Below are 25,877 nucleotides of genomic sequence, written 5' to 3'. Positions count from 1 at the left end.
GACGGTTAGCAGCCTCCGCCGCCGCCAGCACTTCCGCCGCTCGTCGCACGGGTCACCGTGCTGCGGTAGGCCAGGTCTGCAGCCTCGATCTGGTTGCCGTCCGCGAAACTGGGCTCGACGGTATAGACGCGGGAAGCGTAGTTGACGATCTGCCGCTGGACAGTGACGTTGTTCACGACGGTGGTCCGGCCTACGTTCCAGGTCAGGTTGTCCATGAGCGAGGTCGTGTCCCAGATAGAGCCGACTGCCAGTTTGCCGCCAGCGTTGACCGTGGCCCCGGTGGTGTCTACGGCCGTGTGGTCTGACGAAGCACAGAGGTTCCACTGGCCGTAGGAGCCGTCGTACCACTTAACGGTCACGTTGGGATCGTTATAATAGGCGATGCCGTCCAGGGCGAAGAACCCGACCGAGGCGTAGTTGCCGGCGCGGCAGAAGGAGATGAAGGTCTTTGTGGCGTCGCGGCCCGCTGCGTCCAGTTTGGCCACTCCGTTCGTACCGAGGGCATTGGCGAGATCAGCCTTGATAGTTTCGGCATCCTTGAAGTAGAGCGTGTTTGCCGGCGAGACCATTGCCGGGGCTCCATAGGAGAACGACCCCTTGATCGCGCCGTCGAAGGGGGTGAACGCGTTTCCGCTCACCAGCAGGTCCGTAGTCGAAGAGATGGTGGCAGTGGGGTTCGATGACCCACGCACCGTGTCGATCAAGGTGACGTTGTCTGCGTTGCCGGCGACGATCCCCTGCACGTAAGCGATCATCTCCGGCAGAGAGACTCGCATGTCGGTGTTGACCTTGGTGGTCCCATTCTGAGCCACGCCGAAGCTCGACCTGGTGATGGTCGGGACGGACTTGGTCAGGGCATAGCCAGCGGTAACCCACTCCGCATTACCACCCTGCAGAACCTTGAGACGGTTTTTGGGGAAGCCCCAGTAGCGCAGTGTCGTGTAAGCGCGGGCCACGTTGACGGTATTGGTGGCGTTGTTGGTGATGACGATGGTGGTGTTCTCGTCGATCCCCGCGCCCTGGATCAGGGCATCAATGGTCGCACCGGTGCAGACCATGCTGCCGGTCACGTTAAACGGCCCTTCGGCCCGGGTGTTGTCCATAAAAGCTGCGGACCCCGCGGAGATCAACTGGGCGCCGGGAATGTGCCCGACGGTATAGTACTTGTTGGAGGTGTCCGTTTCGTTATTGGATACATCGAGAATCACGACGCGGTCGTAGCCGCCCTGTTTGTTGACCAAGCCCGCTTTAATCCACCCGTCCAGGTCGGCTGCGGTGATCAGCGCGGTAGGAGTCTTGGTCGTAACTACTTTCTCGGCGGGGGTGTCATAGCTGGTGTGACCACACCCCCACATGGAAAGAGCCGCAACGGCAACAACGCCGAGCAGCGTGAACAGCAGCACTCTGCTCTTCTTCATCATCTTTTCCGACATACAACCTCCTTTGGCTGGTTAGTTTGCGACACAACAAGGCTTAGTTACTACTAATCCTCCTTTCGGTATAGTTAGCTCAGACATATATTTCTACGGTTGAAATTAAAATATTTTCTTGGATTGTCAAGAATGTGACTTCTCGATCTGGAGGGCCACTGAGATTGGAACACAAGGAGGTTCAAACTCTGAGAGAGATGTTGCAGCAGCTGTGTGAAGAGTCGTATACTCATGATACTTATAGGGTTTTCCTTCATACAATAATTTGACGCGCTGGGTTGCTGCAATGAGTTTCCTTTCGGACACTGGGGTGAACTACTCAAGTGAAAGATACTCATAGCGTCATGCGTAACACGCATAGTAATTAACATGCGCCAATATTTCTGAGTTGAATCTGCTGCCACTCTTGCACTCCGGGAACAGCTCAAAGTCGCAAGCTATGATTTTTAAATCATATATTTCCGCTAATCCATTTCGTTGTTGCAATGTATAATTGTTTTTTGCAATATGCACAAACGACATATTCTCACACAGCCTATGCGTTTTTCGCATAGCACACGGTACGCGAGTCTTACATGGATTTCGTCACTCTAAAAACCCTCATCGCGTCAGTTGAGTGCGGCAGCTTTTCCAAAGCGGCCGAGGTTCTCTGTGTGACGCAGTCAGCGGTATCAAGAAGGATCAAGCTCCTCGAGGACCACTATGAGCAGTTGCTCCTGGACCGGTCCGGAATGTCCCTGCGCCCTACCGCGGCGGGGCAGTTGCTCCTTGACAGGGCCCGTCAGGTCCTGAAGATCGAACAGGACTTCCTGCACGACCTCGAGGTCCTTGCCAGCAAGCGGAAGATCTCCTTCTGCTGTACGCCCCCCTTCGGCATGTCGTACCTTCCCGACGTTTTCACCCGCTTCATGTCCCGCAACTCCGGCACCAGCGACCTGAGCTTCGTGTTCGATATGCCGGAGGGTGCGCTCAAAGGGTTGAGGGGAAACGTCTACGACCTGGTGCTGATCGAGTTCTGCGAGGACCCTAACCTTGAGGAGTTCGACACCTACGTCCTTCCCGACGACGAGATGGTTTTCGTGAGCGCCCCCGGGTTCGGCATAGAAGACAAGGTGGTGGGAATTGAGAGGGTTTTGAGCGAACGCCTTTACTGCAAGAAGAGTGGCTGCTGCGCACGACGCTTTCTCGAAAAAAGCATGACCGATCTCGGCAGGGACGCCGCTGAATTCCGCAACACAATATATTACGACGACATCCCCTTCATCATTAGAGCTGTCATGTCAGGTGAGGGAATCACCTTGATCTCGCGAAGCCTGGTCGCCGAGTACCTCGCCAACGGCTCACTCATCAGCCACCATGTCGAAGGATTCGCAACAGCGCGCCCACGACGCCTGGTCCTGCAGAAAAACAAGACGCTCGACCCGGCCATGTTCGACCTGATTGCAGGGATCTTCCTCAGGTTCTCCATCACCCCTCCCGCGTCCCTCGTCATCCGTTAGAATCCACACGCCATAGGGGCTCCGCCGTTCCCCCTTCCGCGAGCCCCCATATTTCCTTTCTTCGTTTCTGCCCCACTTTCCTCCCGCGTCAAAAGCACCTCCCGCTCCTTCCCTTCAAACGAAACGATGGTAGCATATTAAACTTCGTTAATACGACCTACCCTCGGCTCACATTGGTACGGGCGGTGCCGACGGGCGCGGGTTTCCATCTCTTTACAAGGGGGACTGTTCACATGAGCGGATCCAGGAAAACGATGGACGGCAACACGGCTGCGGCGCACGTAGCCTACGCGCTGAGCGAGACGGCGGCGATTTACCCCATCACCCCTTCGTCTACGATGGGGGAAGTGGCGGACGAATGGGCTGCGCAGGGGAGAAAGAACATCTTCGGGCAGGTGCTGAACATAAAGGAGCTGCAGTCGGAGGCGGGTGCCGCCGGCGCCGTGCACGGCTCGCTTGTGGCGGGGGCGCTCACCACAACCTTCACGGCGTCCCAGGGACTTTTGCTCATGCTCCCCAACATGTACAAGATCGCGGGTGAACAGCTTCCGGGGGTGTTTCACGTCTCGGCGCGCGCCATCGCCACCCACGCCCTCTCCATCTTCGGCGACCACCAGGATGTCATGGCGGCCCGACCGACCGGCTTCGCCATGCTCTGCTCCTCCTCGGTCCAGGAGGTGATGGACCTGGCGCTCGTGGCGCACCTGGCCGCCCTGGAGGGAAGCATTCCCTTCCTGCACTTCTTCGACGGCTTCCGGACCTCGCACGAGGTGCAGAAGATCGAGGTGATCCCCTACGAGGAGATGGCGCGCCTGGTGAACTACGAAAAGCTCGCCCTCTTCCGCAAGAAGGCGATGAACCCTGAGCATCCGGACCTGCGCGGCACGGCGCAGAACCCGGACATCTACTTCCAGGGGCGCGAGCGGGCGAACCTCTTCTACCAGGCTCTCCCCGAGATCATCAGCACCACCATGGAACGGGTCGGACAGCTCACCGGGCGCCATTACCGGCTCTTCGACTACGTGGGGCACGCCGAGGCGGATCGGGTGATCATCACCATGGGCTCTTCCTGCGAGTGCGCCGAGGAGGTGGTGCGCCACCTGAACGGCTCGGGGGAAAGGGTGGGGCTTGTTAAAGTGCGCCTGTACCGCCCCTTCGACGCCGGCGCGCTCCTTTCCGTCATCCCGGAAAGCGCTCGAAAGATCACCGTGCTCGACCGCACCAAGGAGCCCGGGGCCCAGGGGGACCCGCTCTACCAGGATGTCTGCACCGCGTTCATGGAGCGCGGCGGCAGCGTTCCCGAACTCTACGCCGGGCGCTACGGCCTGGGCTCGAAGGAGTTCCGCCCGGTGCATGTGAAGAGCGTCTTCGACAACATGAATGGCCCCCCCGGCAAGCGCCATTTCACCGTCGGCATCGAGGATGATGTGACCGGCAGCTCGCTTCCGGCGCTGGGGACCCTCTTAACGACGCCGGAGGGGACCATCCAGTGCCGCTTCTGGGGGATGGGGGCGGACGGCACCGTCGGGGCGAACAAGGCGGCGATAAAGATCATCGGCGACAACACGGATCTCTACGTCCAGGCCTACTTCTCCTACGATTCGAAGAAATCCGGGGGGATCACCGTCTCGCACCTGCGCTTCGGCGAAAGCCCGATCCAGTCCACCTATCTCGTCGACGCGGCCGACTTCATCTCCTGTCAAAAGGCGCCGTACGTGCAGATCTACGACCTTCTGGAGGGGATCAAGGAGGGCGGGACCTTCCTCTTGAACTCCCCGTGGAACACGGTCGAGGCGATGGAAGAGCACCTGCCGGCGACGATGCGCCGGGACATCGCGGCGAAGAAGATCCGTTTCTACAACGTCGACGCGATCAGCATCGCGCAGTCGGCAGGGCTAGGCGGGCGCATCAACATGATCATGCAGACCGCCTTCTTCAAGCTCTCCGGGGTGCTCCCCTTCGAGCGGGCCGTGGAACTTCTGAAGGACTCGATCCGCAAGGAGTACGGCAGGAAGGGTGAGCAGGTGGTGGAGATGAACCTGGCCGCGGTGGACCTGGCGGTGCAAAGCCTCGTTGAGATCGGGTATCCCGACTCATGGCGCGACGCCGATGACGAGCGCGGCACCGACTTCCGGCTGCACCAAGAGATGCCCGGCTACATGCGCGACATGGTATTCCCGATCCTTCGCCAGAAGGGGGACGAGCTGCCGGTCTCCTCCTTTGCGCCGGACGGTGTCTTCCCATTCTCCACCGCGCGCTACGAAAAGCGGGGCGTCGCCATCAACGTGCCCGAGTGGATCAAGGAGAACTGCATCCAGTGCAACCAGTGCTCCTACATCTGCCCGCACGCAACCATCCGCCCCTTCCTCGCCACCGACGAGGAGATGGCGGGGGCGCCGGAAAGCTACGAGACGATCCCGGCCCAGGCCCGCGAGGTGAAGGGGCACCGCTTCCGCATCCAGGTCTACACCATGGACTGCATGGGGTGCGGCAACTGCGCCGACATCTGCCCCGCCAAGGTCCCGGCCCTCGTCATGAAACCGATCGACACCCAGTCCGCGGTGCAGGAGGAGAACCGCAAGTTCGCCGAGACCCTCGCGCCGAAGGGGCACCTGATGAAGCGCAACACGGTGCTTGGAAGCCAATTCCAAAAGCCGCTTCTCGAATTCTCCGGGGCCTGCTCCGGCTGCGGTGAAACGCCGTACGCGAGGATCATCACCCAGCTTTTCGGCGAGCGGATGATGATCGCCAACGCAACCGGCTGTAGTTCGATCTGGGGCGCCTCGGCGCCGGTCTCCCCTTACTGCGCCAACGCCGACGGGCACGGGCCGGCCTGGAACAACTCGCTTTTCGAGGATGCCGCCGAGTTCGGTTTCGGCTACCACATGGCGGTCACGCAGAGAAGGGAGCTTTTGGCGGACCAGGTGCGCCACGCCGTGCAGAGCCTGCCGGAAGGGGAGTTGCGAAGCGAGCTCGAGGCATGGCTTTCGGGGATGATGGATCCCGAGCTCTCGCGGCGCCACGGCGACCGGCTGAGGGAGCTTTTGCCGAAAGCGGGCAACAACGAGCTTTTGCAGCAGATCGCCGGTTGCGTAGATCTCTTCACCAAGAAGTCTATCTGGATCTACGGCGGTGACGGCTGGGCCTACGACATAGGTTTTGGTGGCCTAGACCACGTAATCGCCGCGGGGGAGGACGTGAACCTCCTCGTCATGGACACGGAGCTCTACTCGAACACCGGGGGGCAGTGCTCCAAGGCGACCCAACTGGGCGCCATCGCGCGCTTCGCCGCCGCAGGAAAGCGGACCTCGAAGAAGGACCTCGGGCGCATGGCGATGACCTACGGCTACGTTTATGTAGCCTCGGTCGCCATCGGGGCCGACAAGAACCAGACCATGAGGGCGATCGCCGAGGCGGAGGCGTACCCTGGGCCGTCGCTCATCATCGCCTACTCCACCTGCATCAACCAGGGGATCAGGAAGGGGATGGGGAAATCCATAGAGGAGAGCCAGTTGGCTGTCAAGTCCGGCTATTGGCCGCTTTACCGCTACAACCCGCTATTGAAGCGGGAAGGAAAGAACCCGTTCATCCTCGAGTCGAAGAAGCCCGACGGTTCGCTCGCCGAGTTCCTCTCAGGAGAGGTGCGCTTCCAGGCCCTTGAGAAGCAGAACCCTGAGGTGGCGAAGATGCTGCGCGAGCAAATGGAACAGGAGGCGCTGGAGCGTTTCCGCACGCTGCGCGACCTGGCCGACTGGCAGCCGACCAACGGGGATGTCCCTAAGGACGGGGGGAGAAACCACGACCATGTCCCGGCCGCCGCGGGTGCCGCCGAGGAACCGGCGCCGGTCTGCGTGAGCGCGACCAGCGACCCGCGCTACAGCCGCCCCAGCGAGCCCGAGGAGGAGTGCGACGACGGCCGCGCGGGGATCGATAAGAAGATAGAGGAGTGAGGAACAAGGAAACGGGTTATCCAGAAGGACAGGCCGGACCATCCCGTCATACCTTTGCCTGGAATTCCTGGGAACGCGAAGCGCAGCTGCCTACAAAGCACTGCATGAGCCCTAACGTTCCCCCCTTTGCGAAGGGGGGGCAGGGGGGATTTGCCTTGGTCGGAGCATACAAGCACCTGCTGACACTACAATCGTGCACGCTGCACAAAAATCGACGGATGCCGGACAATCCTTCTTCTCATCCAGGAGTAAAGCCAGACCAGGAATCCCGTCCTGCTAACGAGTGCTGAGGGACAAAAGCAAATCCCCCCCGTCCCCCCTTCGCAAAGGGGGGGGCGCGAGGGGACCTGCGACGCTTCGTGCCCACGGTTTTCCGCCAGCCCAGAAATTCTCTGACGGACCTTCGCCAAAGGGAGGAGGACTTTAGGCTACTGCAACATCCCGGTTGGCTGACGCGGATTGGCGGGAATCGGCCCTCTCTCGCACCAACGTGCTCGCCGCGAAGAGTCCCGCTGCGGCCAAGCCGATCCAGCCGGCGGCGTAGAAGACGGAAGTAAGCCCGAAACGACTCTGCAGCCATCCCCCGAAGAGCGGCCCCACCAGGAAACCTAAGTTCAACGCCGAATTGAAGACCCCGACGGCAAGACCAGTCCCGTGACGCTCCCCCTGCTCAAGGAGAAGGGCGGTGCTTGCAGGCTGCGAAAGTACGCTGCATAGCCCGATCCCGCCACCCAGCACGAGTACCTGCTGGAATCCCTGTGCCACGGGTATCAGGAAGTAGAGAAGCGACACCGAGATCCCACCCAGGAGCACCAGGGATTTCCGCGAGTGGCAGTCTGAGAGCCTGCCGACCGGTCGCAGAAGCGTCGTGATGACGAGCGTGCTTGAGGCGAGCACCAGGCCGGTCTGGGTGCCGGTAAGCCCCAACCGCGCGTTCAGGAGGATGGGAAGAAATCCCGCCAACAGCGAAATCCCGCACCCCCGGCCAAAGATGAAGAACAGGAGCCCCCCCATGGTACCGTGGCGCGCCACCTTGAGGGCCGCTGGGAGCGTGAGGCAGACCTTTTCTTGTTTGCATGAAGTTCTATCGCTCGAGTGGGCAGGAATGCTCCGAAGCGCGATGGCGAGGGAGAGGAGGCATAAAGAGGCAAGGCTTGCGAAGATGCCGTAAAAGCCCCAGAAGTCGTGCAGTACCCCACCCAGGACCGGCCCGACGCCGATGGCGAGATAGAAAGAGATATCGAAGGTCCCAGCCGCCCGCCCTTCCCCGTTTGCACCGCTCGCCGCGCCGACCAGTGAGAGCATAACCGGCCGAAACATCGCGCAGGCCACCCCCTGGACCAGGCGCAGCGCCATTAAGAGGATGAGGTCGGAACTGAAGAGGTAACCAAGGGAAACGAGGAGGTAGAGGGTAAGGCTGAAGGTCACCGCGCCCCTAGCGCCGAAGCGATCGACGCAGGCGCCCATCACCGGGCTGAAAAGGATCTTCGAAAGGGAGAAAAGGAGCAGCGGCAGACCGAGAAGGATGCCGCGCCCGCCGAGGCTGAAGAGGTAGGTGGAGAAGAAGGCGTCGGCGATCCCGAAGCCTAGGCTCGTTGCGAAGTTGATCAGAAACAGCGACTTGAAAAGTTTTCCGTTCTTCATGCCGGGTTCCTTGCGGGCTCGCCCCTTCGGCTGTTTCTGCCTCTGCCTGAGGCGTAGGCCACCCTTCAGAGCTGAGCGCCCCGCGTCTTTAGTGACGCGGGGCGCTCGTTTTGTTCAAAATGCCGCCTTACTTCGCGTCCTTTGCGAAACGCGCCGCGTTGGCACCGGCGATCCGGCCGAAGACGACCGTGTCGGTGATGGCGTTGCCGCCCAGACGGTTCCAGCCATGCACCCCGCCGGTGACTTCACCGGCCGCGTAGAAGCCGGTCATCGCTTTGCCGTCCTTACCGATGACCTGTGCCTCGGTATTGATCTTCACGCCACCCATGGTGTGATGGCGCCCCGGTTTCACCCAGATGGAGTAGTATTTCGGCCCGTTCACCGGCCTCGGGATGTCCTGGCGCTGGAACTCGGGGTCTTTCTTGGCCGCGAAGGCCTTGTTGTAGCTTTCCACGGTGGCTGTCAGCGCATCGGCGGGGACGCCCATCTTGGCGGCAAGCTCGGCCACGCTGTCGGCCTGCTGCACCAGACCGAGCACGATGTAGCCGTCGATCTGGACGTTGCTCTTGCGGATATCCTCGCCAAGCACCAGGAAGGCGGACTTTTCAGGCTGGGCCAGGATGGCGGCGGAGGCCTTGTCGCGGGTGGTCAGCTCGTTCACGAAGCGTTTGCCGGCATGGTTCACCAGGATGGCACCGCTGCCGCGCACCGTCTCGGAGATGAGGACTTTGGTCTCTCCCCCCATGGTCGGATGGATCTGGATCTGCTCCATGTCGATCACGTTAGCGCCGATCTTCTGCGCCAGTGCGACACCCTCGCCGGTAGCGCCCGGCTGGTTCGAGGAGGCGGTCTCCTTGAACTGCGGCTTGTAGAAGCCGACCAGCTCATTGTTTGCCGCGAAGCCACCGGCGGTATCGATCACCGCCTTGGCCTTGATGGTGTAGAGCCCGCTGTGCTTTCCCCTGACCTGGACGCCGGTCACGCGTCCGTTGCCGTCGGAGAGGATCTGTACCACCTCGGAGTTCACCCGGACGTCGAGGTTACGCTTGGCGGCATTCTCACGGTACACCTTGATGAGATGCGGACCTACCGCCGCGCCGCCTACCGGGCGGTGGGTACGGTCCACTGCAACGCCGCCGGAGCGCACCAGGTCGGTCATGTCGGCGCCCAAGGAGACCAGGAAATCGACCGCGTCAGCGGATTTGTACGCCAGCACCTTCACGAGTTCAGGATCGTTCTTGTCCCTCCCACCCTTCATGGTCTCCTTCACCATATCGGCCGGGTCGTCGTGCATCCCGAGCCTCTCCTGGTAACGGGTCCGGGCCGCGTTGATCCCGCCGGCCGCCAGCATGCTGTTGCCGCCGGTGATGGGCATCTTCTCCAGGAGGATCACCTTCGCCCCCGCGTCATGGGCGGTGATGGAAGCTACGTAGCCCGAGCCCCCTGCACCGATCACCACGACATCGGCAGATTCGGTCCGCGCAGACTTCTGATCCTTTGCCCCCTTGGAGGTTTCCTGCACCCACTTCTTGTCGCTCGACTCTTTTTCCGTTCCCATGGCCGGGATCTTCATGGCGAAGCTGTGGCAGTAGTTGCAGTAAGCCTTGGATGCGACATGTCCCTTGTGGCAAGCGGTACAGTTGGTCTCGCCCAGGTGCGATTTGTGCGGGTTGATGTGCTCCTTGGTTTTCGTCGCCAGATCTGCGAAGCCGCCATGGCACCCTTTGCAGTTCTTGTTCAGCGCCGTCTCGTTGTCATCAACCGCGATGGACTTCCCGTGACAATCGGCACAGCTCACGTTGTTCTTCTTGTGCACCCCCGAAAGGAATGCGCTCTTGGAGGAGTCCGCTCCCCAGGCCAGGGAGGCCGCAACCAGCAGGACCGCCGACATCATCAGCGCGAGTATCGTTCTTTTGTTTCTCATTTTTCTCTCCTGTAACTCCGTCGTCCTTGTCATCGCCTACCCCTTAGAAGAGGAGCTGCACCTGGGCGCGCGCCACGAGGTCGTCGGTCTTATCCTTGTAGGTGTGGCGGTTGCCGACGTCGCCCTGGATCTTCAGGTTGTTGCCGTAGAGGAAATAGTTCACCGCACCCTGGATTTCAGAGATGGAATCGTTGGAAATCGCACGGTTCGGGTCCATCCAGGCGTAGCGCAGCGCAAGCTCAAGCCGCTTCGGGATCACGAAGTAACCGGCCTGCAGGTACCCGCCCCTGGCGATCAACTCCTTGTCCGAGATCTCGCCAACCGCTTTGCCCCAGAAGTACTCGCCCTGCATCGAGGCGCCCAGCCACTTGCACGCGAAGTCCGCTTCCCAGGAGTCGACGCTGATCTCTTCGGCCGCCGCAGTCCCGAAGTATTTCCCCTTCACCGCTTTGCCGAGCCAGCCGTTGGTGTCGGTCACGAAGTTCGAGTTGTTGTTGTCGATGGCCGAGGTCGCCGTGGTACCGGTGCCGGCAACGGTCTTCCTCAAGGTGTTCAGGTAGTAGCTGCTCCCAAGCGATACCAGGGGTTTCTCGGAATACTCGAGGTCACCCTCGCCGTACTTCATGTCGCCCAGGGGATTGACGGCCACCCTGAAGTTGTACGCGTTGTCGTTGGTCTTGTTCTTCGTGTTCTGGCCGGCGCCTCCGAACAGGCCCGCGTCGTACTTCACTACGCCGGACCAGAGGTCGCCGTGCAGGTTGATGCCGGTGTCGTACCCCTGCATGAAGGCGTTCCGCACGAAGGAGCCGTCCACGAACTGCTGGGCGGTGTTGGAAGTGATCCACTGCCTCGAGTACTGGATCTTCTCCTGTCCCAGCATGATCTGCAGCTCGTCGGCGACACGGTACTTCAGGTTCACCTCTTCCATCGCCTTGGTGTTCTCCTTCACCACGTTGGCCCAGTTGTAGGTTGCCTTGTAGGTGAGGTCCTTGGTGAACGCGTAACCGCTCAGGAGGGTCTTCACGCGCCGCAGGTTGAATTGGCTCACGTCCTGTTTGCTGGCCAGGTCATAGTCGTCGAACTCGTACTGCGCCTGAATCTGCCCGCCGATCTGCAACTGGAACTTCTGGTCCGGCGAGGTGAGGACGAACCCTTTGCCGAGCTTGTAGTCATAAGGCTTGGCTTTGGACGCTTCCTTGAACTCCGCCTCAGTGATGACACCTTTCTCCTTCAGAATGTCTTCAAGGCTCTTCGCCTGGACATCATGTCCCACAGCCATCACCGCCAGAAAACCTGCCAATACCACCGCCGTCTGCTGTTTCATGATCCTCTCCTTCAGAGTGTTAGGGCTCAGGGCCCCGTGATTGCTTTTGGCTTTAATAAGAGCAGGATCGATACCAAATGTTGGCAATAGAGATAAGTCAGCAGGTTTATTAGCTTATTCGGCGCAAGAAGATGAAACGAAGGAGTGAACCGCTATAGCCGCAGGCTATTGGAGTTTTAAGGCGGGCTTTAAAAGAGGTGGAGATACGGCAGGTTAGGCAGGTATTGCCGGAATCTATAGCTATAGACTCCGGCAATAGGGGTTCAGCCGCGGGCCGATTTGAGGCGCTTCCAGAGCGAGGGTTGGGATATGCCGAGCAGCCGCGCCGCCAGCGTTTGGTTGCCGCCGGCACGGTTCATCGCCTCATCTAAGAGGTAGTTTGCGGCATTGGCGAAGGTCGGGAGCGGTTCGAAGCCGGCAAAGGGGTTCTGGTCCGGCACCCGCTCGGAAACTCCCCCACCGGCGCTGACCGCCTTTACGAAGCTGTCCATGGAGAGCATGCGCTCCTTATGGGTGCTGACGGCATCGAACACCATCGCCTTCAGCTCCCTGACGTTACCAGGGAAGCTGTAGGTGGACAAAAGCTGTACGAGCCCCGGTGGCGGAGTCGGCTTTTTCTTCCCCATCATGCCGGCTGCCTCCTCGAGGAACAGGTCGAGCAGGTACGGGATGTCCCCCTTGCGGCTTCGCAGCGGCGGCACCTCGACGTGGTGGGTGCGCAGCCGGTAGAAGAGATCGCACCGGAAGCTCCCCTGTGCTACCTTGGCTTCCAGGTTCTGGTGCGTCGCCACCACGATGCGCGCCTTCAGACGCCTGGGCTGATCGCAGCCGAGCGGAAAATACTCCCCCTCCTGCAACAGCCGCAAGAGTTTCACCTGCGAAGCGATGCTCAGGTCCCCTATCTCGTCGAGGAAAAGGGTGCCGTTGGCGGCCGACTCGATCATGCCGCGGCGCACCCCTTCCGCGCCGGTGAAGGCGCCCCGCACGTGCCCGAAAAGGGTGTCGGAGAAGACGGTATCGTCGAGCCCCGCGACGTTGACGGCCACCAGCTCGCCCCGGCAGCCGCTCAGCCGGTGCGTGGCCTGGGCGAGAAGCTCCTTGCCGGAGCCGCTTTCACCGGTGATCAGCAGGGGAAGCGGGCTTACCGCCACCGCCTCTATATAGGCGAAGATCGCCTGCATGGCGCGGTCGGCGGTACAGATGGCGGAGAAGGCCTCGGGGTGCTGCAACTCGCAGGAAACGAAGCGCCGGGTCATCTCCTTGTTGTCGCGCTGCAGCTCCAGGTGCTTGATGGCGCGCTGCACGCCGCAGACGATGCGCTCCTCGTCGTCGGTCTTCACGTAGTAGTCATAGGCGCCAAGCTTCATGCAGTTGACGACCTTCCCCACCTGGTTCAGCCCGCTGACCACGATGACCGCCACCCCGGGATGGCGCTCCGCGATCTGGACCAGGAGGTCTTCGCCTGAGACGTGAGGCATGGTGAGATCCAGCAGTACCAGGCCTACTTCCCCCTGCGCCATGATATCCAGCACCTTGCGGCTGTCGCTGCAAAGCTCCACGTTGGTGATGCCGCAGCTGCTCTCGAGGGCCAGCGACAGCGAGCGCAGCCAGGCCGGTTCATCGTCCACCAGGAGGACCTTGAAAGACGGGTAGAGCTCACTGTCCATTTTTTCTCCCTGCCACGGCGGCCGGCAAAGCGAGGGTGACCGTGGTCCCCTCTCCTACCCCTGAATCGAAGGCGATTTCGCCGCCGTGGTCCTTGATGATGTTCGCAGATATGGAGAGTCCAAGTCCGGTCCCCCCGTTCTCGCGCTTGGTGGTGAAGAATGGGTCCGTGAGGTGCTTCAGGTGCTCCGGCGAGATCCCGGTCCCCTCGTCATGCACGGACAGCATCACCCTGCCGGTCGCGACATCATGCCAGGTCCGCAGGGCTATGGCTTTGCTCGGGTCGGGCAGGGCCTGCCCCGCATTCATGACGAGGTTCACCACCACCTGCTCTAGGCGCTGCTCGTTGCCGAATACCGGAGGGAGCGCGTCACCATACGTTGCGGTGAACGCGTTGGTGAATTTGCGGGTCGCCACGTCCACAAGGCGTACCGCTGTCCGCACTACATTGTTGAAATCCAGCATCTCCTTGTGGGCCTCGTCGTCTTTCCTCGCGAAATTCTTCAGGTCCTCCACCGTTTTCTTGATGCGCTGGGCGCCATCCTGTATCTCGTCCAGGATGAGCGGCACCTCCTGACGCACCCTCTGGTACCGAATCCCTCCAAGGGTGAACTCGCCTTCTTCCTCCTGATAACGGTCGAGTATCCGCTCCGCGTCCCGGAATATCTTTTTCAGGGTGGGCATGTTCATCAGGATGATGCCGGTGGGGTTGTTGATCTCATGGGCCACCCCGGAGACCAGGATGCCGAGCGCGGCCATCTTGTCGGCCTGCACCAGTTGCTGCTGGTTTCTCTGCAGCTCCGCCAGCGCGTTCGAGAGCGATTCGGTGCGCTGCGCCACCTGCCTGCGCAGCGAGTAGGACCAGAGCACGGTGCCCATCAGTACGAGGGAGAGCGGGATGACGACCAGTGCCGCGTATTTGGCCACGACAAGCCATGAGGTGCGTTGCGGTTCGAGGACGCCGATCCACCTGTTGTAGATCTGGTTGAACTCCCCGGTCTTCTTGAGGATGGAAAGCCCCTCGTTCATCTGGGCCACCAGTTCGGCGTTCCCCTTTTTGGCCGCGTAGCAGTAGTAGCGCTGCGGGGCGACGTTGGTGGCTACCGGCACCAGGTTCGCGAGCTTCTCTTCCCGGATGATGTACATCGCAGGGAGCAGGGCCACGACGGCGTAATCGCAGCGCCCGGCTGCCAGCTCCTGCAGGGTTTCCCGCGGGCTGTCGGTCAGCACGAGATCCGCATCGTAATGCTTTTCCTGCAAGTAGCCGTGCATGCCGCCGCCACGGTGCACCAGCACCTTTTTCCCCCTGAGCTGTTCCAGGCTCTTGACCGCCGGGGTCCCTTTCCGGGCGAAGATGGCCTGCACGATGATGGAGTGCGGCGTTGAAAACTCGTACTCGCGGGCCCTTGCCTCGGAATAGGAGAGCCCTTCCAGGATGTCGATGTCACCGCTGTCCAGCCCATTGAGGATCTTCCCGAAATCGTCAAGCTTGATCTCGACCTTCAACCCCATCACCCGGGCGATGGCCCTGGTGAGGTCGACGATATAGCCGGCCGGCTGACCGTTTTTGTCCAGGAACTGGTATGGAGGGTAGTTGCTGTTACCGCCCACGACGATGACGCTCAGGTCGCGGCCCGCTACCGGTTCGGCGTTTACCTCCGATACGGTCAGGCTCAGGGCAAGCAACAGCAAAAGGAATCTGGTAAGCATGATGAAGGCTCCTAAACACAACATGCCGGTGTATTGTCAGGAAGGAGCACAGGGAGTGAGGGAGTTCGCGGCACTTATAGCACCTGCGACAAGCCCGCGTCAAAGCAAAACATCCTTCCCTCCCTTCGTGCGCGCCCTCTCCGGCCGTTTCCCGGCCACATTCCCACACTGGCTGTGCGAGAAAATGGCATCTTTCCTTTAAAACCTGTTGACATATTGTTTTCTGAATGTTAGTTGTGCCGTGTGCATATACACAATATCACCCGGAGGTAAGGATGAAGATCTGTTTCCCAGTTGAATGTAACGAAGGTCTTTCCAGTGCAGTTTTCGGTCATTTCGGCTCCGCTCCCGGGTTTCTCGTGGTAGACAGCAACACCGACGAGTGCACCGCCATCAACAACGGCGACCGCGTGCACCAGCACGGCGCCTGCAATCCGGTTGCCGGGCTTGGCGGGCATGAGGTCGACGCGATCGTGGTAGGAGGAATCGGCGGCGGGGCGCTCTACAAGCTGAACGCGGCCGGCATGCGCGTGTTCCAGGCCCGCCCGGGAACGGTGGCTGAAAACATGGCACTTTTCAAGGCGAACGAGCTGCCGGAGTACCTTCCCGGCCACACCTGCGGCGGGCACGGCCACAGCCACGGCTGCTCCCACTGATCATGCCGCGTCCCCGCAAGCCGAGAACCTGTATCTGCCCGCACCGCGCAGGTTTCGCCGCGGTCTTCAAGCCGGCCGGCACACCGCTCAAGGATCTTGAAATGCTGCGGCTCGCCCACGACGAGCTGGACGCCCTCCACCTGTGCGACGGGCAGGGTAAGACCCAGGAAGAGGCCGGAGAGTGCATGGGGATATCGCGCGGCACGGTGCAGCGTCTGCTGGCCTCGGCGCGCGCCAAGGTGGCGGAAGCGCTGGTGCACCAGAAGGCGCTCGCCATCGCCGGCGCCCCCGCAGAGCTGGCCCCCCTCCCCTGCGGAGAACTTTCGTAGAGGGCCGCATGGAACTTTTGGAGAAACTGGCTGAGACAGCACGGCGGCAGCACGAGGAGGCCGACCTCCCCGCGTCGCTTCTGAAAGAGATCCTGGAGATCGCGAGCCATCCGGCTTCTGGGCGCGACGTGAAGCTGGTAGAGCTCCTGCTGGAGCAGATCGAGGCGTTTGACAGCTACGCCGGGGCGGGATGCTTCGGTGACTCCGTGAGCGCCGCCACCATCCAGGCTACGCTCGACCGGATGCGCGGCAAAGGTTGACCGGTCACTCCCCGTCACCGTACGGCGGGTGGGCCATTTATACTGCTACCCTGCAATTTGATGATATTTGATCGTTGAGGTGAGTCATGGCGTGTGAACTCGTCGAGTGCTGTCAGTTCTTCAAGGACAACATGAAGGACCTTCCAAAGGCGGCGGAGTACATCCAGAGCAAGCTCTGCTTTGGAGACTACCAAAGCTGCAACAGGTACAGGATCTACAAGGAAAGCGGCGGGGAAAACGTCCCCTTCGCGCTTTACCCCGACGACCAGGAAGCGGTCAGGAAGGTGAAGCAGTGCATGCTCAAGAAACAGAAGTGTCAGGAAGAAGCGCCCGACGAAACAGAAGAGTGATTAAGCAGCACCACTGATATGAGCAACTCACTGGAGGCACCATGCAGCTCAAAGGGAAGTTAGCACTGATCCTTGCCGCAGCCGCTACGTTCGCCACGCTGGCCGGCTCCGCCATGGCCGCGTCGCCAGTCTTCGACGTCGACCGCGAGTTCTACCCCTACTACCCCTCGCTCATCAAATGGAACAAGTCCACCCTCGATTTCACCCCGCCGACCGTCTGCCAAGGTTGCCATGAGAAACAGTACAAGGAGTGGAGCGCCTCGGTGCACCAGCTCGCCTTCCAGGACCCTGTCTACCAGGGGGAACTTAACAAGGCGGTGAAGGCGGTCGGTCACGAGATCTCGCGTCAGTGCGAGGGGTGCCATTCCCCCGCGGGCGTGGTCACCGGCGAGATAAAGGGTCCCGGCAACGCGGGACTGAGCGAGATGGCGCTGGCCGGTGTCTCCTGCGACATCTGCCACTCGGTGAGCGGCGTTACGCACTGGCAGACACCGTCCCACGAGCCTGAGAACGGCTCCTTCATCCTCACCCCCGGCGTGGAGACCAAGGACGGCCCAAGGTTCGTCAAGCGCGGCCCCTTCAAGCCGAGCGAGGAGTGCGGTGGTGGCTTCCACGACTGCGCCGAGAGCTCGCTGCACCTGCAGGCCGACCTCTGTGCATCCTGTCACCAGGTCTACCATTACGACGCGCACTTCCCGCTCGAGGCGACCTACCTTGAGTGGAAGCACGGCCCGTACGCCCAGAAAAACGTCCTCTGCCAGGACTGCCACATGGTCGACACCGCCTCCTTCAAGAAGGCGGCGGACCAGTTCATCAAGCCCGACCGCAAGGAGTACCGGCACTACTTCAACGGCGCCAACTACCTGTTGAGCTATCTCGCCGCCGGTGCCGCGAAGAAGGCGGGCAACCAGGAGCAGGCCGATCTTTTCATGAAGCAGTACCAGATGGCCGTCGACCGGCTGAAGTCTGCCGCCGACATCGAGATCACCCCGAGCTATCAGAAAGGGGAGCTGAAAGAGCTTCAGGTCCGGGTGAGGAACGTGCGCGCCGGGCACAACCTCCCCACCTCGCTCACGAACGTGCGCCAGATGTGGCTTGAGATCGTGGCGAAGGACGAGGCAGGCAAGACGGTCCTTACCAGCGGACAGGTCGGTGCAGACGGCTCACTCCCCGCTGATGCCCGGCTCTTCAACTCCGACGGCATGGGGGACAACTTCCATTTCGCCATCGATCCATGGGTGGTGACCTCGTTCTCGCGACACGACACCATCCCTCCCCGGGGGTACAAGGACGTGTACTACGGCGTCCCGGTCCTGAAGGGGATGAAGAAGTTGAACGTCGAGGTGAAACTGCGCTACCGGCAGGCGGACCAGAAGGTCGCCGAGGCGCTGCTGAAGGCGGTACCCAAAGACATCGACCTCGAAAAGATTTATGGCCTGAAGGCCGTCCCACCACTGCCGGTCGTCGACATGGCGCTTAAGAAGGCGTCGCTCTCCACCCGTCAGGCCGCACGCTAATCCCGCATCAACCTCTCCGTAAGTCTCTTGCCCCCGCACTCCGGGGGCTTTTTTTTGCGTGGATCTCTGCGGAAAGTACCCAAAGCAAATCCCCCTGTCCCGCCTTCGCAAAGGTTCATCCGGGAATTCCGGGGAAGACGCCTTTCAGATAACCCGTATCCTCTCTTGCTGAGAACGGTGGCCTTAGAGCTCCCCCCTTTGCGAAGGGGGGAGGGGGGGGATTTGCCTCTGTTCCCTGTATCGCCGGTTGAAAATTGTTGCAATCACCAAAGTTGGAGGCATCTGGCGTCTGATCCCGCAGTGTGTGCAATAAACTCCTCAGTTGGTGCTTGCGTGTAATGGCAAGGCTAAATCCCCCCTGCCCCCCCTTCGCAAAGGGGGGAACGTTTGGCCAGCTTACTGCTTCGAGGCAACACATACCTGCTTCCCCGGAATTTCCTGAAGAACCTTCGCAAAAGGGGGAACGTGAAGGCTCGCTTCTGATACATTCAAATTACCGATAACATCTGCAGTATGTATCGAAACTATCGGTTTGACTTATCACCCATCAACACATATACAAATGCGCATGCATTTTTTACTCAGCCGAGACCAGATCATCGGCATACAGGAGAAGCAAAACATGAAGAGAATCTTCGCCCTGGTCCTTGCAATGGTGACCATCCTCGCTGCGTCGGCGGCGCTGGCCACGCCCCTTTTCGGTGGCAACTACCAGTACGTGGCTCCCGAGGAGTTCAAGAAGTGGCTTGAAACGGGGAAGAAGGTGCAGATCGTCGATATCCAGGTACCGGCGGAGTTCCAGCAGCACCATTTCAAGGGTGCGCTGCAGACCAACGCTTTCCCGGTGAAGTCGGCCGAGGAGAAGTCGAAGCTGGACCGGGTACTTCCCCAGTTAAAGGCAACCCGCGAGGAGATCGTGATCATCTGCCCGCGCGGTGGTGGCGGCGCCAAGAACACCTACGATCATCTGAAGAGCAAGGGGATCGCCGAGGCGCGCATGCACATCCTGGAGGACGGCATGCAGGGATGGCCTTACCAGGCACTGGTGGTGCAGGGGAAATAAACAAAAGGATGGCGAATCACGAAGCCGCTTCTCTCTGTACGGGAGGAGCGGCTTTTTTATTTTCCACCTGGCTCTACTGGATGCTTTTACTCGCTCGGCTAAATCCCCTCTGTCCCCCCTTCGCAAAGGGGGGAACGCTAGGGCACCTGCAGCGCTTCGTATATAAATTGGAGCGACGTCCCGAAATTATGAAGAACCAGCGGAAAGTTGTGAATGCACCCACAATTCCTGTTTTTATTCGCACTCCTGCGGCTGTGCCCAGAACGCGCCGATATCCTTTAATATGGCTCCTGAAACGAGCTCCGTCGCCTGCGCTTCGAACCAGTCGGCAGGCATGGCGGCGCTGTACTCATTCTCCAGGAAGCGATCGTCCATCAGGACGATGACGCCGCGGTCGGTTTCCGAGCGAATCACCCTTCCCGCCGACTGGATCGCCTTCGCCATGGCCGGTATGGTGTAGGCGTACTCGAACCCCTTGCCGTAGTGGCGCTGGTAGTAGGCCCGCATCTCCTCACGCTCGAGATCGAAGTTCGGCAGCGGCGGACCGATAACGAAGGCGCCGATCACCATCTCCCCCGCGTAATCGACCCCTTCCGAAAGCGATCCCCCCTGCACCGCAAAGACCACGGTCGGTGCCCCCCCCTGGCGGAGGTGTTCGAGCATTTCCGCGGTGCGCGCTCCCTTCATGTTGCGCTCCTGCTGCAGCACCTCAAAACCCTCCGGCGCCCTGAAGAGTTCAGCCACCCGCTCCAGGAAGACGAAGCTCGGGAAGAAGGCCAGGTAGTTGCCACGGCGCAGCGCCACGATGCGGGCGAGCGCATCGGCTATCCTCGCGTAGTTCCGCTCGCGCTTGGAATACCTGGTCGACACCTGGGGGATGATGAGGAGTTTGCGCCGCTCTTGCGGGAAGGGGCTCTGGAACTCGGCGGTGTGCACCTCCTGCGGGTCGAGACCGGAAAGCCGGGCGTAGTACTCGAAGGGTTTCAGCGTTGCCGAAAAGCCGACTACCTGCTGATATTCCGCGTACCGCTCAGCGATGAGGTCGGAGGCGTCGCAGCAGGTGACCTTGATGCTCCCACCGCTCCCCAGCGGCTGGTACAAGGTGAAGAACTCCTGCCGCTGCGAGCGCACCGCCAACTCCAGCATCTCTGTGAAACCGGTCCAGTAGTAGCAAAGACGCAGCACCGGGTCTTCCTGCCGGATTTCGACGTCCGCCTCAAGGTAACGCGACAAAAGGGAGCGCAGCCGGCCGTCCAGCTCCAGAAACGCTGCCATCGGAGGCTCGATCCGCGCGGCGCTCTCCCCCTTCCCCGCACGGCAGGAAAGGACCGCCGCCACGCAGTCGTCCAAAAGGGAGGCGGCCTCGCGCCTGAATAGATGCGGCACGTTCGCAAGCTCCTCGCGCATCCCCTCCAGCACATGGCTCGAGAGGCTCGGCGAGTAGTAGTCCATGGCACGCGATGGGAGGTTGTGGGCCTCGTCGATCACGAGGTTCGGTTTGCCGCTTTGCTCCACGGCAAGCCCCGCCGCCCGCCCCAGCGCCGAGCGGGGCGCGAAGACGTAGTTGTAGTCGCAGATAACGACATCGGCGAGCTTCGCGCAGTCGATCTGCAGCTCGAAGGGGCAGACCTCGTACTTTTCGCCGAACTCGCGGAAGGTCCTCGCCTTCAGCGTCTTCTTCCTCTCCAGAAGCTCCACGACGCCATGGCGGGCGAGCTTGCCGTAGTAGTCCTTCGCGTAGTCGCAGTACTCCGGCGTGCAGATCGGCTCGTTCTGGAAGCAGATCCTCCCCTTGGCAGTGACGGTGAGGGAACGAAGCTTCGCCCCCGCCTCGCGAAACCTCGCCACGGCATCCTCGGCCACCTCGTGCTGGCTGTTCTTCGGGGTCACGTAGTACACCGTCTGGCCCCGCGTGAGCCCCTCTTTCAGCACCGGATGCAGCACCCCCACCGTCTTGCCTAGCCCGGTCGGCGCCTGGATCAGCATGCGCCGGCCAAGGGTCATCCCCTGCTCGATCTCCGCCATCAGCTCTACCTGCCCGCTGCGCGGCTTGGTGAAGGGGAAGGGGAAATCCGCCGCCGTAGCGCGCCTGCGCACGCTGCGCTTTTTGGCGCGGCTCGCCTCCGCCACCAGCTCTTCCAGCCTCGCCTCGAGCCAAATCTCGTAGCGTTCCACGTCGAGGCTGATCTCAAGGTCCGCTGAGTGGCCGTTTCGGGATGAAACCAGGTGGAAGGTGAGGCGCGGCGCCCGACCGTGCTCAAGCCAGTGGAAGTAACCGTAGGTGAGAAGCTGCAGGCAGTAAGGCTCCAGGAAGGGGTCACCCGCCAGGCGGCGCTTCAGCTCGCCAAGGGCGAAGCAGCTCTTGATCTCCTCGATGCAGGCGTAGTCGCTGCCCGAGATGCCGTCCATGCGCCCGTTGATCTGGAAGAGGAAGCCTCCCCGTTCGAGCAGGCGCCCCACAGGCACCTCCGCGCGGTAAGACGGATCCACTTCGGCATGCCTTTTCTGCACGCGCTGGTGGATCTCGCGGCCATCAGCGGTGGAACGGTCATAGCCTGAGCGGGGCTCGATGTGCCCGGAGCGCGGGACCGGGAGGGCGAAGTAGCCGACCGGAACGTTGATGATGTCATTTGCAGGTTTCATGTGGCCTTAGTCCGTTGATTCTCCGCCACTTTCTAATGACTGCTTCTTCTTTGTCAAGTTAAGAATCCCTATCGCGTTGCAATGCCTCGCATAACCGGTATCCTCTTGTCTGTGTTTTTTCATTACATGCATAAAGGAGAAGAGAACATGAGAAGAGTCGTAGCTGCCGCGGTACTGTCCCTTTTCTGTGCCGGTTTCGCCTATGCCGCCGATGAGGCCGTGGTCGTGCTCCCGGCGAAGAACGGCAACGTCACCTTCCCGCACAAACAACACAAAGACATGCCGGAGATGAAGTGCACCAACTGCCACGAAACCGACAAAGGCGGGAAGATCGCCGACCTCGGCAAGGACTGGGCGCACAAGACCTGCAAAGGGTGCCACACCGAGAAGGGTAAAGGCCCCGCCAAATGCAACGAGTGCCACAAGAAGTAGTGACCGCCGCACCTCACCTGCCGGCGGAGGCAGCCGCCTCCGCCTTTTTCGCCACACCCACCCAACGTTAGCCAATCCAATTAAAGCCCCACGCATAAGATTGACTTTTTTTAATTTCTAGCAATAATGAAGTCGGCACCTCGCCCCCGCTTATCTTTCGCGTGGCTCGAAGTCCCCGTATCCACGATGTGTTAGCTGTTCGATAGAGGGCGGAGAATCGTTCTCTCCTATTCAAAATTAAAGGACCGAGGCAAGGAGATTCACACATGAGGGACCCTTTCCACGACCTGCACCACCACGAGACGGGAAGCACCTCGCACATAAGGCTTATCTCTGAGGGAGGTGGAACGCAGGCCCGCAGCCCCGAGATGGTCTGCATCGATTCACTTCAGGCCACCCACCCATGTGCCACTGAGGCCCAGCACGCGGTGTATCGCCCCACCACCAGCACCGTCGCTCCCGGAAACGCCCTTTGTTCCATTCCAGCCGAGCACTCCACGGAACTGGACCGGAAATCATTGCCCGGACTCTTGCGCCAGCGGCTGCAACTCGTCGGTGTCGAACTCGGTCCCGCGGCTAGCCTCACCGTCTCCGAAGCCGGAAAGTTTTGGCATCTCCAGGACGGAACGAATTGCTATGCCGTCAGGAGGGTCGCGGCACGTATCGCCGTCTTTTGCGAATCATGTTGAACCTGTTATGCGAACTCACCTTGTTACCGGACCGGACCCGCGCGTGCTGCGTGTCCCGTACGGATGTCATTTCCTGAAAGGAGAGCGCAATGGCCGAAAAGAAAATGGAGGGGGAAGACAATGGCAGCATGCATGTGAAGCTCGTCTCTGAAGGGGGTGGAGAGGCGGAGGCGCAGCGGGCTCAGTGCTGGTCTCCCGACCAGATCGTGGCAAGCTGCATAACGCCGCAGCAGATGGAGAACTTCAGGGCCTACAACAACGTCTGCATGACCCTCCCAACCAACGACATGTACGTGTTCTCGCTCCCCCTTGAACACGCAGGGGAACTGGACCAGGGGGTGATCCCCCCCGCAGTACACCGGGAATTCGAGGCGCAGGGGGCAGCGCTCTCCATGGCGGCGCGCCTTACCGTCCAGCATTCCGGACGCGTCTGGTTCATCATCGATTTGGACCGGAAGTACTCCGTCCGCATGGTACCCACCGGGCTCCTCGTCTACAGCGAAAGGCTGTAGGCAGAGCATTTCAGGGATCCAGTCATGACCGACTATCACACCTTCGAGCAGGCCGGTGAACACTACCTCTTCTTCACCCGCTCCGCGAGGCTCTACCAGATCAGCCGGCTTGCCTTCGGGATGCTTGCGGAGTTCTTCCCGCCTACTTGTGCTCCTGAGGCCTTCCCGCCCGACCCGCCTCGCCCGCTTCCTGCAGAAGAGCGCTCCCTTTACGATGAGCTGCACGATCTCGTCAGCCGGGAGCTCAGGGCGCCAGTTCCTGTCCCGCAGGCGCAGCACGAAATCCTTCAGGGCAACAGCTACCAGACCTTCTCCATCTACCTCGCCCAGACCTGCAACATGGCCTGCTGCTACTGCTGGAACCGCGGTGGTACCTTCGGAAAACAGGGACATCTCATGGGGTGGGACACAGCACAGCGCGCCACCCGCCTGATCCTCTCCCTTGTCGAGCGCTCAAGCGCCGACAAGGTCTTCATAAACTTCTACGGCGGCGAGCCGCTGCTCGATTTCCCGGTGCTGCAGCAGGTCACCCAGGAACTATTGCAACACGAGGCACGGCTTGAAAAGAACTTCTACCTCACCCTGGACACGAACGGCACCATGCTCGACGGGCCTGCCGCCCAGTTCCTCGCGCGCTACTTCACGCAGGTCGGCGTAAGCCTCGACGGCAGCCAGAGAATCCACGACCTGCAGCGACCCGGGAAGTACGGGGAGGAGACCTGGCAGCGAATCGCCAACAACATCAAGGCCTTCCCGAACCAGAAGCTTTTGGGGATCCGCGCCACGCTCACCGCCTTTTCCGACAGCTACCTGGAGACCTTCCGTCACCTCACCACCCTCGGCATCAAGAGGATCCAGCTCGAGTACTGCCATGAACCGGGCTACCACCAAAACCCCATCTATGAGAAGCTGATCGTTCCCCCTGAGCGGCAGCTCGCCGAATTGCGCGAGTTCGTCGACTACTACGTCGATTACATCAGCGAGTACAACGACACCCGGGACATCCCCTTCGTCTCAAACGTTCTGGACAACATAACCCGGATCCGGCGCGGCAGCCGTTTCACCAGGCCCTGCGGCGCCGGCGCCAACACCCTCGCCATCAACAGCCACGGCACGGTATTCCCCTGTATCGCCTTCGTCGACCGCGACGAGTTCGCCATGGGGCAGGTCGATGACTCGCAGCGCTTGAACCTGCACCAAAGCCTCGAAGGGTTCGAGGTGGACGACCAGCATCAGTGCCAGGCCTGCTGGCTGCGCTATGACTGCGCCGGAGGCTGCTACGCCACCCATTACGACATGACCGGCCATCCGAGACGACCCCACCCCGAATACTGCCAAAACATGCAGGGACGCGCCGAGGTGTATTTCTACGCCCTCACGAGGATGCTGAACAAGTGCCCCTGGCACCTGGAAAAGGTCCACGCTCCGGTCTAAGAAAACCGACCAGTGGAGTAAGGTTTCCTGCTTTAGGAATTACGGGCGGTCACGTAATAGAAGATTGCGGCGTAGTGGCAGGCGCTGCCCGCCAGCACGAAGAGATGCCAGATGGCGTGGTTGTAAGGCAGGCGGTCCCAGAGGTAGAAGACGACACCGAGGGTGTAGGCAGCCCCGCCGGCGAAGAGGAGCACCAGACCGTTCAGGGCCAGTCCCGCGGCGAGAGGTTTTATGACTATGACCACCAGCCACCCGAGCCCCAAGTACAGCAGCGGGCCGATGTAAGGTAGGCGGTGCGTCGTGAAAAGCTTCATGAAGGCGCCGACCATCCCAAGCCCCCAAACCGTGACCAGCAGCCAGTACCCCCATGCCCCCTTCAGCGTCACCATGGCGAAGGGGGTGTAACTTCCGGCGATGACGAAATATACGCAGGCATGGTCGAGGATGCGGAAGAGGTAGCGCAGGCGCGGCCTGCGGACCGTGTGGTATATGGTCGAGATGCAGTAGAAGATGACCAGGGTGGCGGTGTAGATCGCTGCCGAGACGATACGCGGGGTGTCCCCCATCCGCACGGCGAGGTTCACCAGCGCAAACGCTCCCGCCGCGCTCAGCAGGATGCCCGGAGCATGGGTCCAGCGGTTCGCCAGCTCTTCCGCCTCGGTATAATGGAACAGTCGCTGTTGCAGATCGTCGTCATCCATCGTTATCGCTCCGCCTGGCTGGAAAACACCTGCTTAAGATACACCCCCACCACCTGCCCCGCAACGTGCCGCTTACCTCCCCTTTCGGCTTGACAAGCCGCCTCTTCGATACGATCATGTGGACCTCGTATACATCATTGTCATG

General features: G+C 60.8%; 20 protein-coding genes. 12 read left to right on the top strand and 8 right to left on the bottom strand.

Annotated elements, in window-relative coordinates:
* Nucleotides 1–5: 5 nt before the first annotated feature.
* The gene (gene extH / locus E8K79_RS14115) at nucleotides 6–1,433 is read right to left on the bottom strand and encodes a selenite/tellurite reduction operon rhodanese-like protein ExtH (protein ID WP_136515278.1); all 1,428 of its coding nucleotides are present in this window, start codon (nucleotides 1,431–1,433) and stop codon (nucleotides 6–8) included.
* Between the two features lie 572 nt (nucleotides 1,434–2,005).
* Between extH and E8K79_RS14110 the strand changes: the two genes are divergently transcribed.
* Together E8K79_RS14110 and nifJ are read left to right on the top strand one after the other, a co-directional pair.
* Nucleotides 2,006–2,929 (top strand): LysR family transcriptional regulator, encoded by a 924-nt coding sequence (locus E8K79_RS14110; RefSeq protein ID WP_136515277.1) that lies wholly within the window; start codon nucleotides 2,006–2,008, stop codon nucleotides 2,927–2,929.
* A gap of 233 nt (nucleotides 2,930–3,162) precedes the next feature.
* Nucleotides 3,163–6,879 carry a pyruvate:ferredoxin (flavodoxin) oxidoreductase gene (gene nifJ / locus E8K79_RS14105; RefSeq protein WP_136515276.1) on the top strand — a complete coding sequence of 1,239 codons (3,717 nt, stop codon included), beginning with the start codon at nucleotides 3,163–3,165 and terminating at the stop codon, nucleotides 6,877–6,879.
* Between the two features lie 423 nt (nucleotides 6,880–7,302).
* On the opposite strand, the gene E8K79_RS14100 is transcribed toward nifJ, so the two are convergent.
* The 5 genes from E8K79_RS14100 to E8K79_RS14080 form a co-directional block, all read right to left on the bottom strand.
* On the bottom strand, nucleotides 7,303–8,523 hold the full coding sequence (locus tag E8K79_RS14100) for an MFS transporter (RefSeq protein WP_136515275.1): 1,221 nt from the start codon (nucleotides 8,521–8,523) through the stop codon (nucleotides 7,303–7,305).
* 127 nt (nucleotides 8,524–8,650) lie between these two features.
* A complete protein-coding gene (locus E8K79_RS14095; RefSeq protein ID WP_136515274.1) occupies nucleotides 8,651–10,447 on the bottom strand; it encodes a flavocytochrome c in 1,797 nt (598 codons plus the stop codon).
* Nucleotides 10,448–10,490: 43 nt separating this feature from the next.
* Entirely contained in the window at nucleotides 10,491–11,771 is a 1,281-nt protein-coding gene (locus tag E8K79_RS14090; protein WP_136515273.1) for a porin, read from the bottom strand.
* A 263-nt stretch (nucleotides 11,772–12,034) separates the two neighbouring features.
* Nucleotides 12,035–13,438, bottom strand: a complete 1,404-nt coding sequence (locus E8K79_RS14085; RefSeq protein ID WP_136515272.1) for a sigma-54-dependent transcriptional regulator — start codon at nucleotides 13,436–13,438, stop codon at nucleotides 12,035–12,037.
* Nucleotides 13,428–15,146: a transporter substrate-binding domain-containing protein gene (locus E8K79_RS14080; protein WP_136515271.1), complete on the bottom strand. Its 1,719-nt coding sequence runs from the start codon at nucleotides 15,144–15,146 to the stop codon at nucleotides 13,428–13,430. The genes E8K79_RS14085 and E8K79_RS14080 overlap by 11 nt, the downstream gene beginning before the upstream one ends.
* A gap of 275 nt (nucleotides 15,147–15,421) precedes the next feature.
* On the opposite strand from E8K79_RS14080, the gene E8K79_RS14075 reads away from it, so the two are divergent.
* The 6 genes from E8K79_RS14075 (at nucleotide 15,422) to E8K79_RS14050 (ending at nucleotide 19,321) form a co-directional block, all read left to right on the top strand.
* On the top strand, nucleotides 15,422–15,802 hold the full coding sequence (locus tag E8K79_RS14075) for a NifB/NifX family molybdenum-iron cluster-binding protein (protein WP_136515270.1): 381 nt from the start codon (nucleotides 15,422–15,424) through the stop codon (nucleotides 15,800–15,802).
* 2 nt (nucleotides 15,803–15,804) lie between these two features.
* Entirely contained in the window at nucleotides 15,805–16,131 is a 327-nt protein-coding gene (locus E8K79_RS14070; protein WP_136515269.1) for a DUF134 domain-containing protein, read from the top strand.
* Nucleotides 16,132–16,139: 8 nt separating this feature from the next.
* A complete protein-coding gene (locus tag E8K79_RS14065; RefSeq protein ID WP_136515268.1) occupies nucleotides 16,140–16,391 on the top strand; it encodes a GSU3529 family protein in 252 nt (83 codons plus the stop codon).
* 86 nt (nucleotides 16,392–16,477) lie between these two features.
* The gene (locus E8K79_RS14060) at nucleotides 16,478–16,741 is read left to right on the top strand and encodes a hypothetical protein (RefSeq protein ID WP_136515267.1); all 264 of its coding nucleotides are present in this window, start codon (nucleotides 16,478–16,480) and stop codon (nucleotides 16,739–16,741) included.
* A 41-nt stretch (nucleotides 16,742–16,782) separates the two neighbouring features.
* Nucleotides 16,783–18,258: a cytochrome c family protein gene (locus E8K79_RS14055; RefSeq protein WP_136515266.1), complete on the top strand. Its 1,476-nt coding sequence runs from the start codon at nucleotides 16,783–16,785 to the stop codon at nucleotides 18,256–18,258.
* Between the two features lie 622 nt (nucleotides 18,259–18,880).
* Entirely contained in the window at nucleotides 18,881–19,321 is a 441-nt protein-coding gene (locus E8K79_RS14050; RefSeq protein ID WP_136515265.1) for a rhodanese-like domain-containing protein, read from the top strand.
* A 234-nt stretch (nucleotides 19,322–19,555) separates the two neighbouring features.
* Here E8K79_RS14050 and E8K79_RS14045 read toward each other — a convergent pair whose 3' ends face one another.
* A complete protein-coding gene (locus tag E8K79_RS14045) occupies nucleotides 19,556–21,964 on the bottom strand; it encodes an ATP-dependent DNA helicase (protein WP_136515264.1) in 2,409 nt (802 codons plus the stop codon).
* Between the two features lie 147 nt (nucleotides 21,965–22,111).
* On the opposite strand from E8K79_RS14045, the gene E8K79_RS14040 reads away from it, so the two are divergent.
* The 4 genes from E8K79_RS14040 (at nucleotide 22,112) to E8K79_RS14025 (ending at nucleotide 25,031) form a co-directional block, all read left to right on the top strand.
* Nucleotides 22,112–22,396 carry a cytochrome c7 gene (locus E8K79_RS14040; RefSeq protein WP_135868967.1) on the top strand — a complete coding sequence of 95 codons (285 nt, stop codon included), beginning with the start codon at nucleotides 22,112–22,114 and terminating at the stop codon, nucleotides 22,394–22,396.
* Between the two features lie 266 nt (nucleotides 22,397–22,662).
* Nucleotides 22,663–23,085, top strand: coding sequence for a hypothetical protein (locus E8K79_RS14035; protein ID WP_136515263.1), 423 nt, complete (start codon nucleotides 22,663–22,665; stop codon nucleotides 23,083–23,085).
* An 89-nt stretch (nucleotides 23,086–23,174) separates the two neighbouring features.
* Nucleotides 23,175–23,597 (top strand): hypothetical protein, encoded by a 423-nt coding sequence (locus tag E8K79_RS14030; RefSeq protein WP_135868969.1) that lies wholly within the window; start codon nucleotides 23,175–23,177, stop codon nucleotides 23,595–23,597.
* Between the two features lie 24 nt (nucleotides 23,598–23,621).
* Nucleotides 23,622–25,031: a radical SAM/SPASM domain-containing protein gene (locus E8K79_RS14025; RefSeq protein WP_136515262.1), complete on the top strand. Its 1,410-nt coding sequence runs from the start codon at nucleotides 23,622–23,624 to the stop codon at nucleotides 25,029–25,031.
* Between the two features lie 32 nt (nucleotides 25,032–25,063).
* Here the strand turns inward: E8K79_RS14025 and trhA are convergent, their stop codons facing one another.
* On the bottom strand, nucleotides 25,064–25,732 hold the full coding sequence (gene trhA, locus E8K79_RS14020; RefSeq protein ID WP_136515261.1) for a PAQR family membrane homeostasis protein TrhA: 669 nt from the start codon (nucleotides 25,730–25,732) through the stop codon (nucleotides 25,064–25,066).
* Nucleotides 25,733–25,877: the final 145 nt, after the last annotated feature.

This window comes from Geomonas edaphica, from assembly GCF_004917075.1.
Taxonomy (GTDB): Bacteria; Desulfobacterota; Desulfuromonadia; order Geobacterales; family Geobacteraceae; genus Geomonas; species Geomonas edaphica.
This window is presented reverse-complemented; position numbering and strand designations above follow the sequence as displayed.

What these genes read in the sequence shown, in the direction of transcription:
- E8K79_RS14060 (WP_136515267.1), top strand. Translation starts at nt 16,478, where the DNA reads ATGGCGTGTGAACTCGTCGAGTGCTGTCAGTTCTTCAAGGACAACATG.
- E8K79_RS14095 (WP_136515274.1), bottom strand. Translation starts at nt 10,447, where the DNA reads ATGAGAAACAAAAGAACGATACTCGCGCTGATGATGTCGGCGGTCCTG.
- E8K79_RS14110 (WP_136515277.1), top strand. Translation starts at nt 2,006, where the DNA reads ATGGATTTCGTCACTCTAAAAACCCTCATCGCGTCAGTTGAGTGCGGC.
- E8K79_RS14040 (WP_135868967.1), top strand. Translation starts at nt 22,112, where the DNA reads ATGAGAAGAGTCGTAGCTGCCGCGGTACTGTCCCTTTTCTGTGCCGGT.
- E8K79_RS14030 (WP_135868969.1), top strand. Translation starts at nt 23,175, where the DNA reads ATGGCCGAAAAGAAAATGGAGGGGGAAGACAATGGCAGCATGCATGTG.
- extH (WP_136515278.1), bottom strand. Translation starts at nt 1,433, where the DNA reads ATGTCGGAAAAGATGATGAAGAAGAGCAGAGTGCTGCTGTTCACGCTG.
- E8K79_RS14065 (WP_136515268.1), top strand. Translation starts at nt 16,140, where the DNA reads ATGGAACTTTTGGAGAAACTGGCTGAGACAGCACGGCGGCAGCACGAG.
- nifJ (WP_136515276.1), top strand. Translation starts at nt 3,163, where the DNA reads ATGAGCGGATCCAGGAAAACGATGGACGGCAACACGGCTGCGGCGCAC.
- E8K79_RS14085 (WP_136515272.1), bottom strand. Translation starts at nt 13,438, where the DNA reads ATGGACAGTGAGCTCTACCCGTCTTTCAAGGTCCTCCTGGTGGACGAT.
- E8K79_RS14090 (WP_136515273.1), bottom strand. Translation starts at nt 11,771, where the DNA reads ATGAAACAGCAGACGGCGGTGGTATTGGCAGGTTTTCTGGCGGTGATG.
- E8K79_RS14025 (WP_136515262.1), top strand. Translation starts at nt 23,622, where the DNA reads ATGACCGACTATCACACCTTCGAGCAGGCCGGTGAACACTACCTCTTC.
- E8K79_RS14035 (WP_136515263.1), top strand. Translation starts at nt 22,663, where the DNA reads ATGAGGGACCCTTTCCACGACCTGCACCACCACGAGACGGGAAGCACC.
- E8K79_RS14050 (WP_136515265.1), top strand. Translation starts at nt 18,881, where the DNA reads ATGAAGAGAATCTTCGCCCTGGTCCTTGCAATGGTGACCATCCTCGCT.
- trhA (WP_136515261.1), bottom strand. Translation starts at nt 25,732, where the DNA reads ATGGATGACGACGATCTGCAACAGCGACTGTTCCATTATACCGAGGCG.
- E8K79_RS14080 (WP_136515271.1), bottom strand. Translation starts at nt 15,146, where the DNA reads ATGCTTACCAGATTCCTTTTGCTGTTGCTTGCCCTGAGCCTGACCGTA.
- E8K79_RS14045 (WP_136515264.1), bottom strand. Translation starts at nt 21,964, where the DNA reads ATGAAACCTGCAAATGACATCATCAACGTTCCGGTCGGCTACTTCGCC.
- E8K79_RS14100 (WP_136515275.1), bottom strand. Translation starts at nt 8,523, where the DNA reads ATGAAGAACGGAAAACTTTTCAAGTCGCTGTTTCTGATCAACTTCGCA.
- E8K79_RS14075 (WP_136515270.1), top strand. Translation starts at nt 15,422, where the DNA reads ATGAAGATCTGTTTCCCAGTTGAATGTAACGAAGGTCTTTCCAGTGCA.
- E8K79_RS14070 (WP_136515269.1), top strand. Translation starts at nt 15,805, where the DNA reads ATGCCGCGTCCCCGCAAGCCGAGAACCTGTATCTGCCCGCACCGCGCA.
- E8K79_RS14055 (WP_136515266.1), top strand. Translation starts at nt 16,783, where the DNA reads ATGCAGCTCAAAGGGAAGTTAGCACTGATCCTTGCCGCAGCCGCTACG.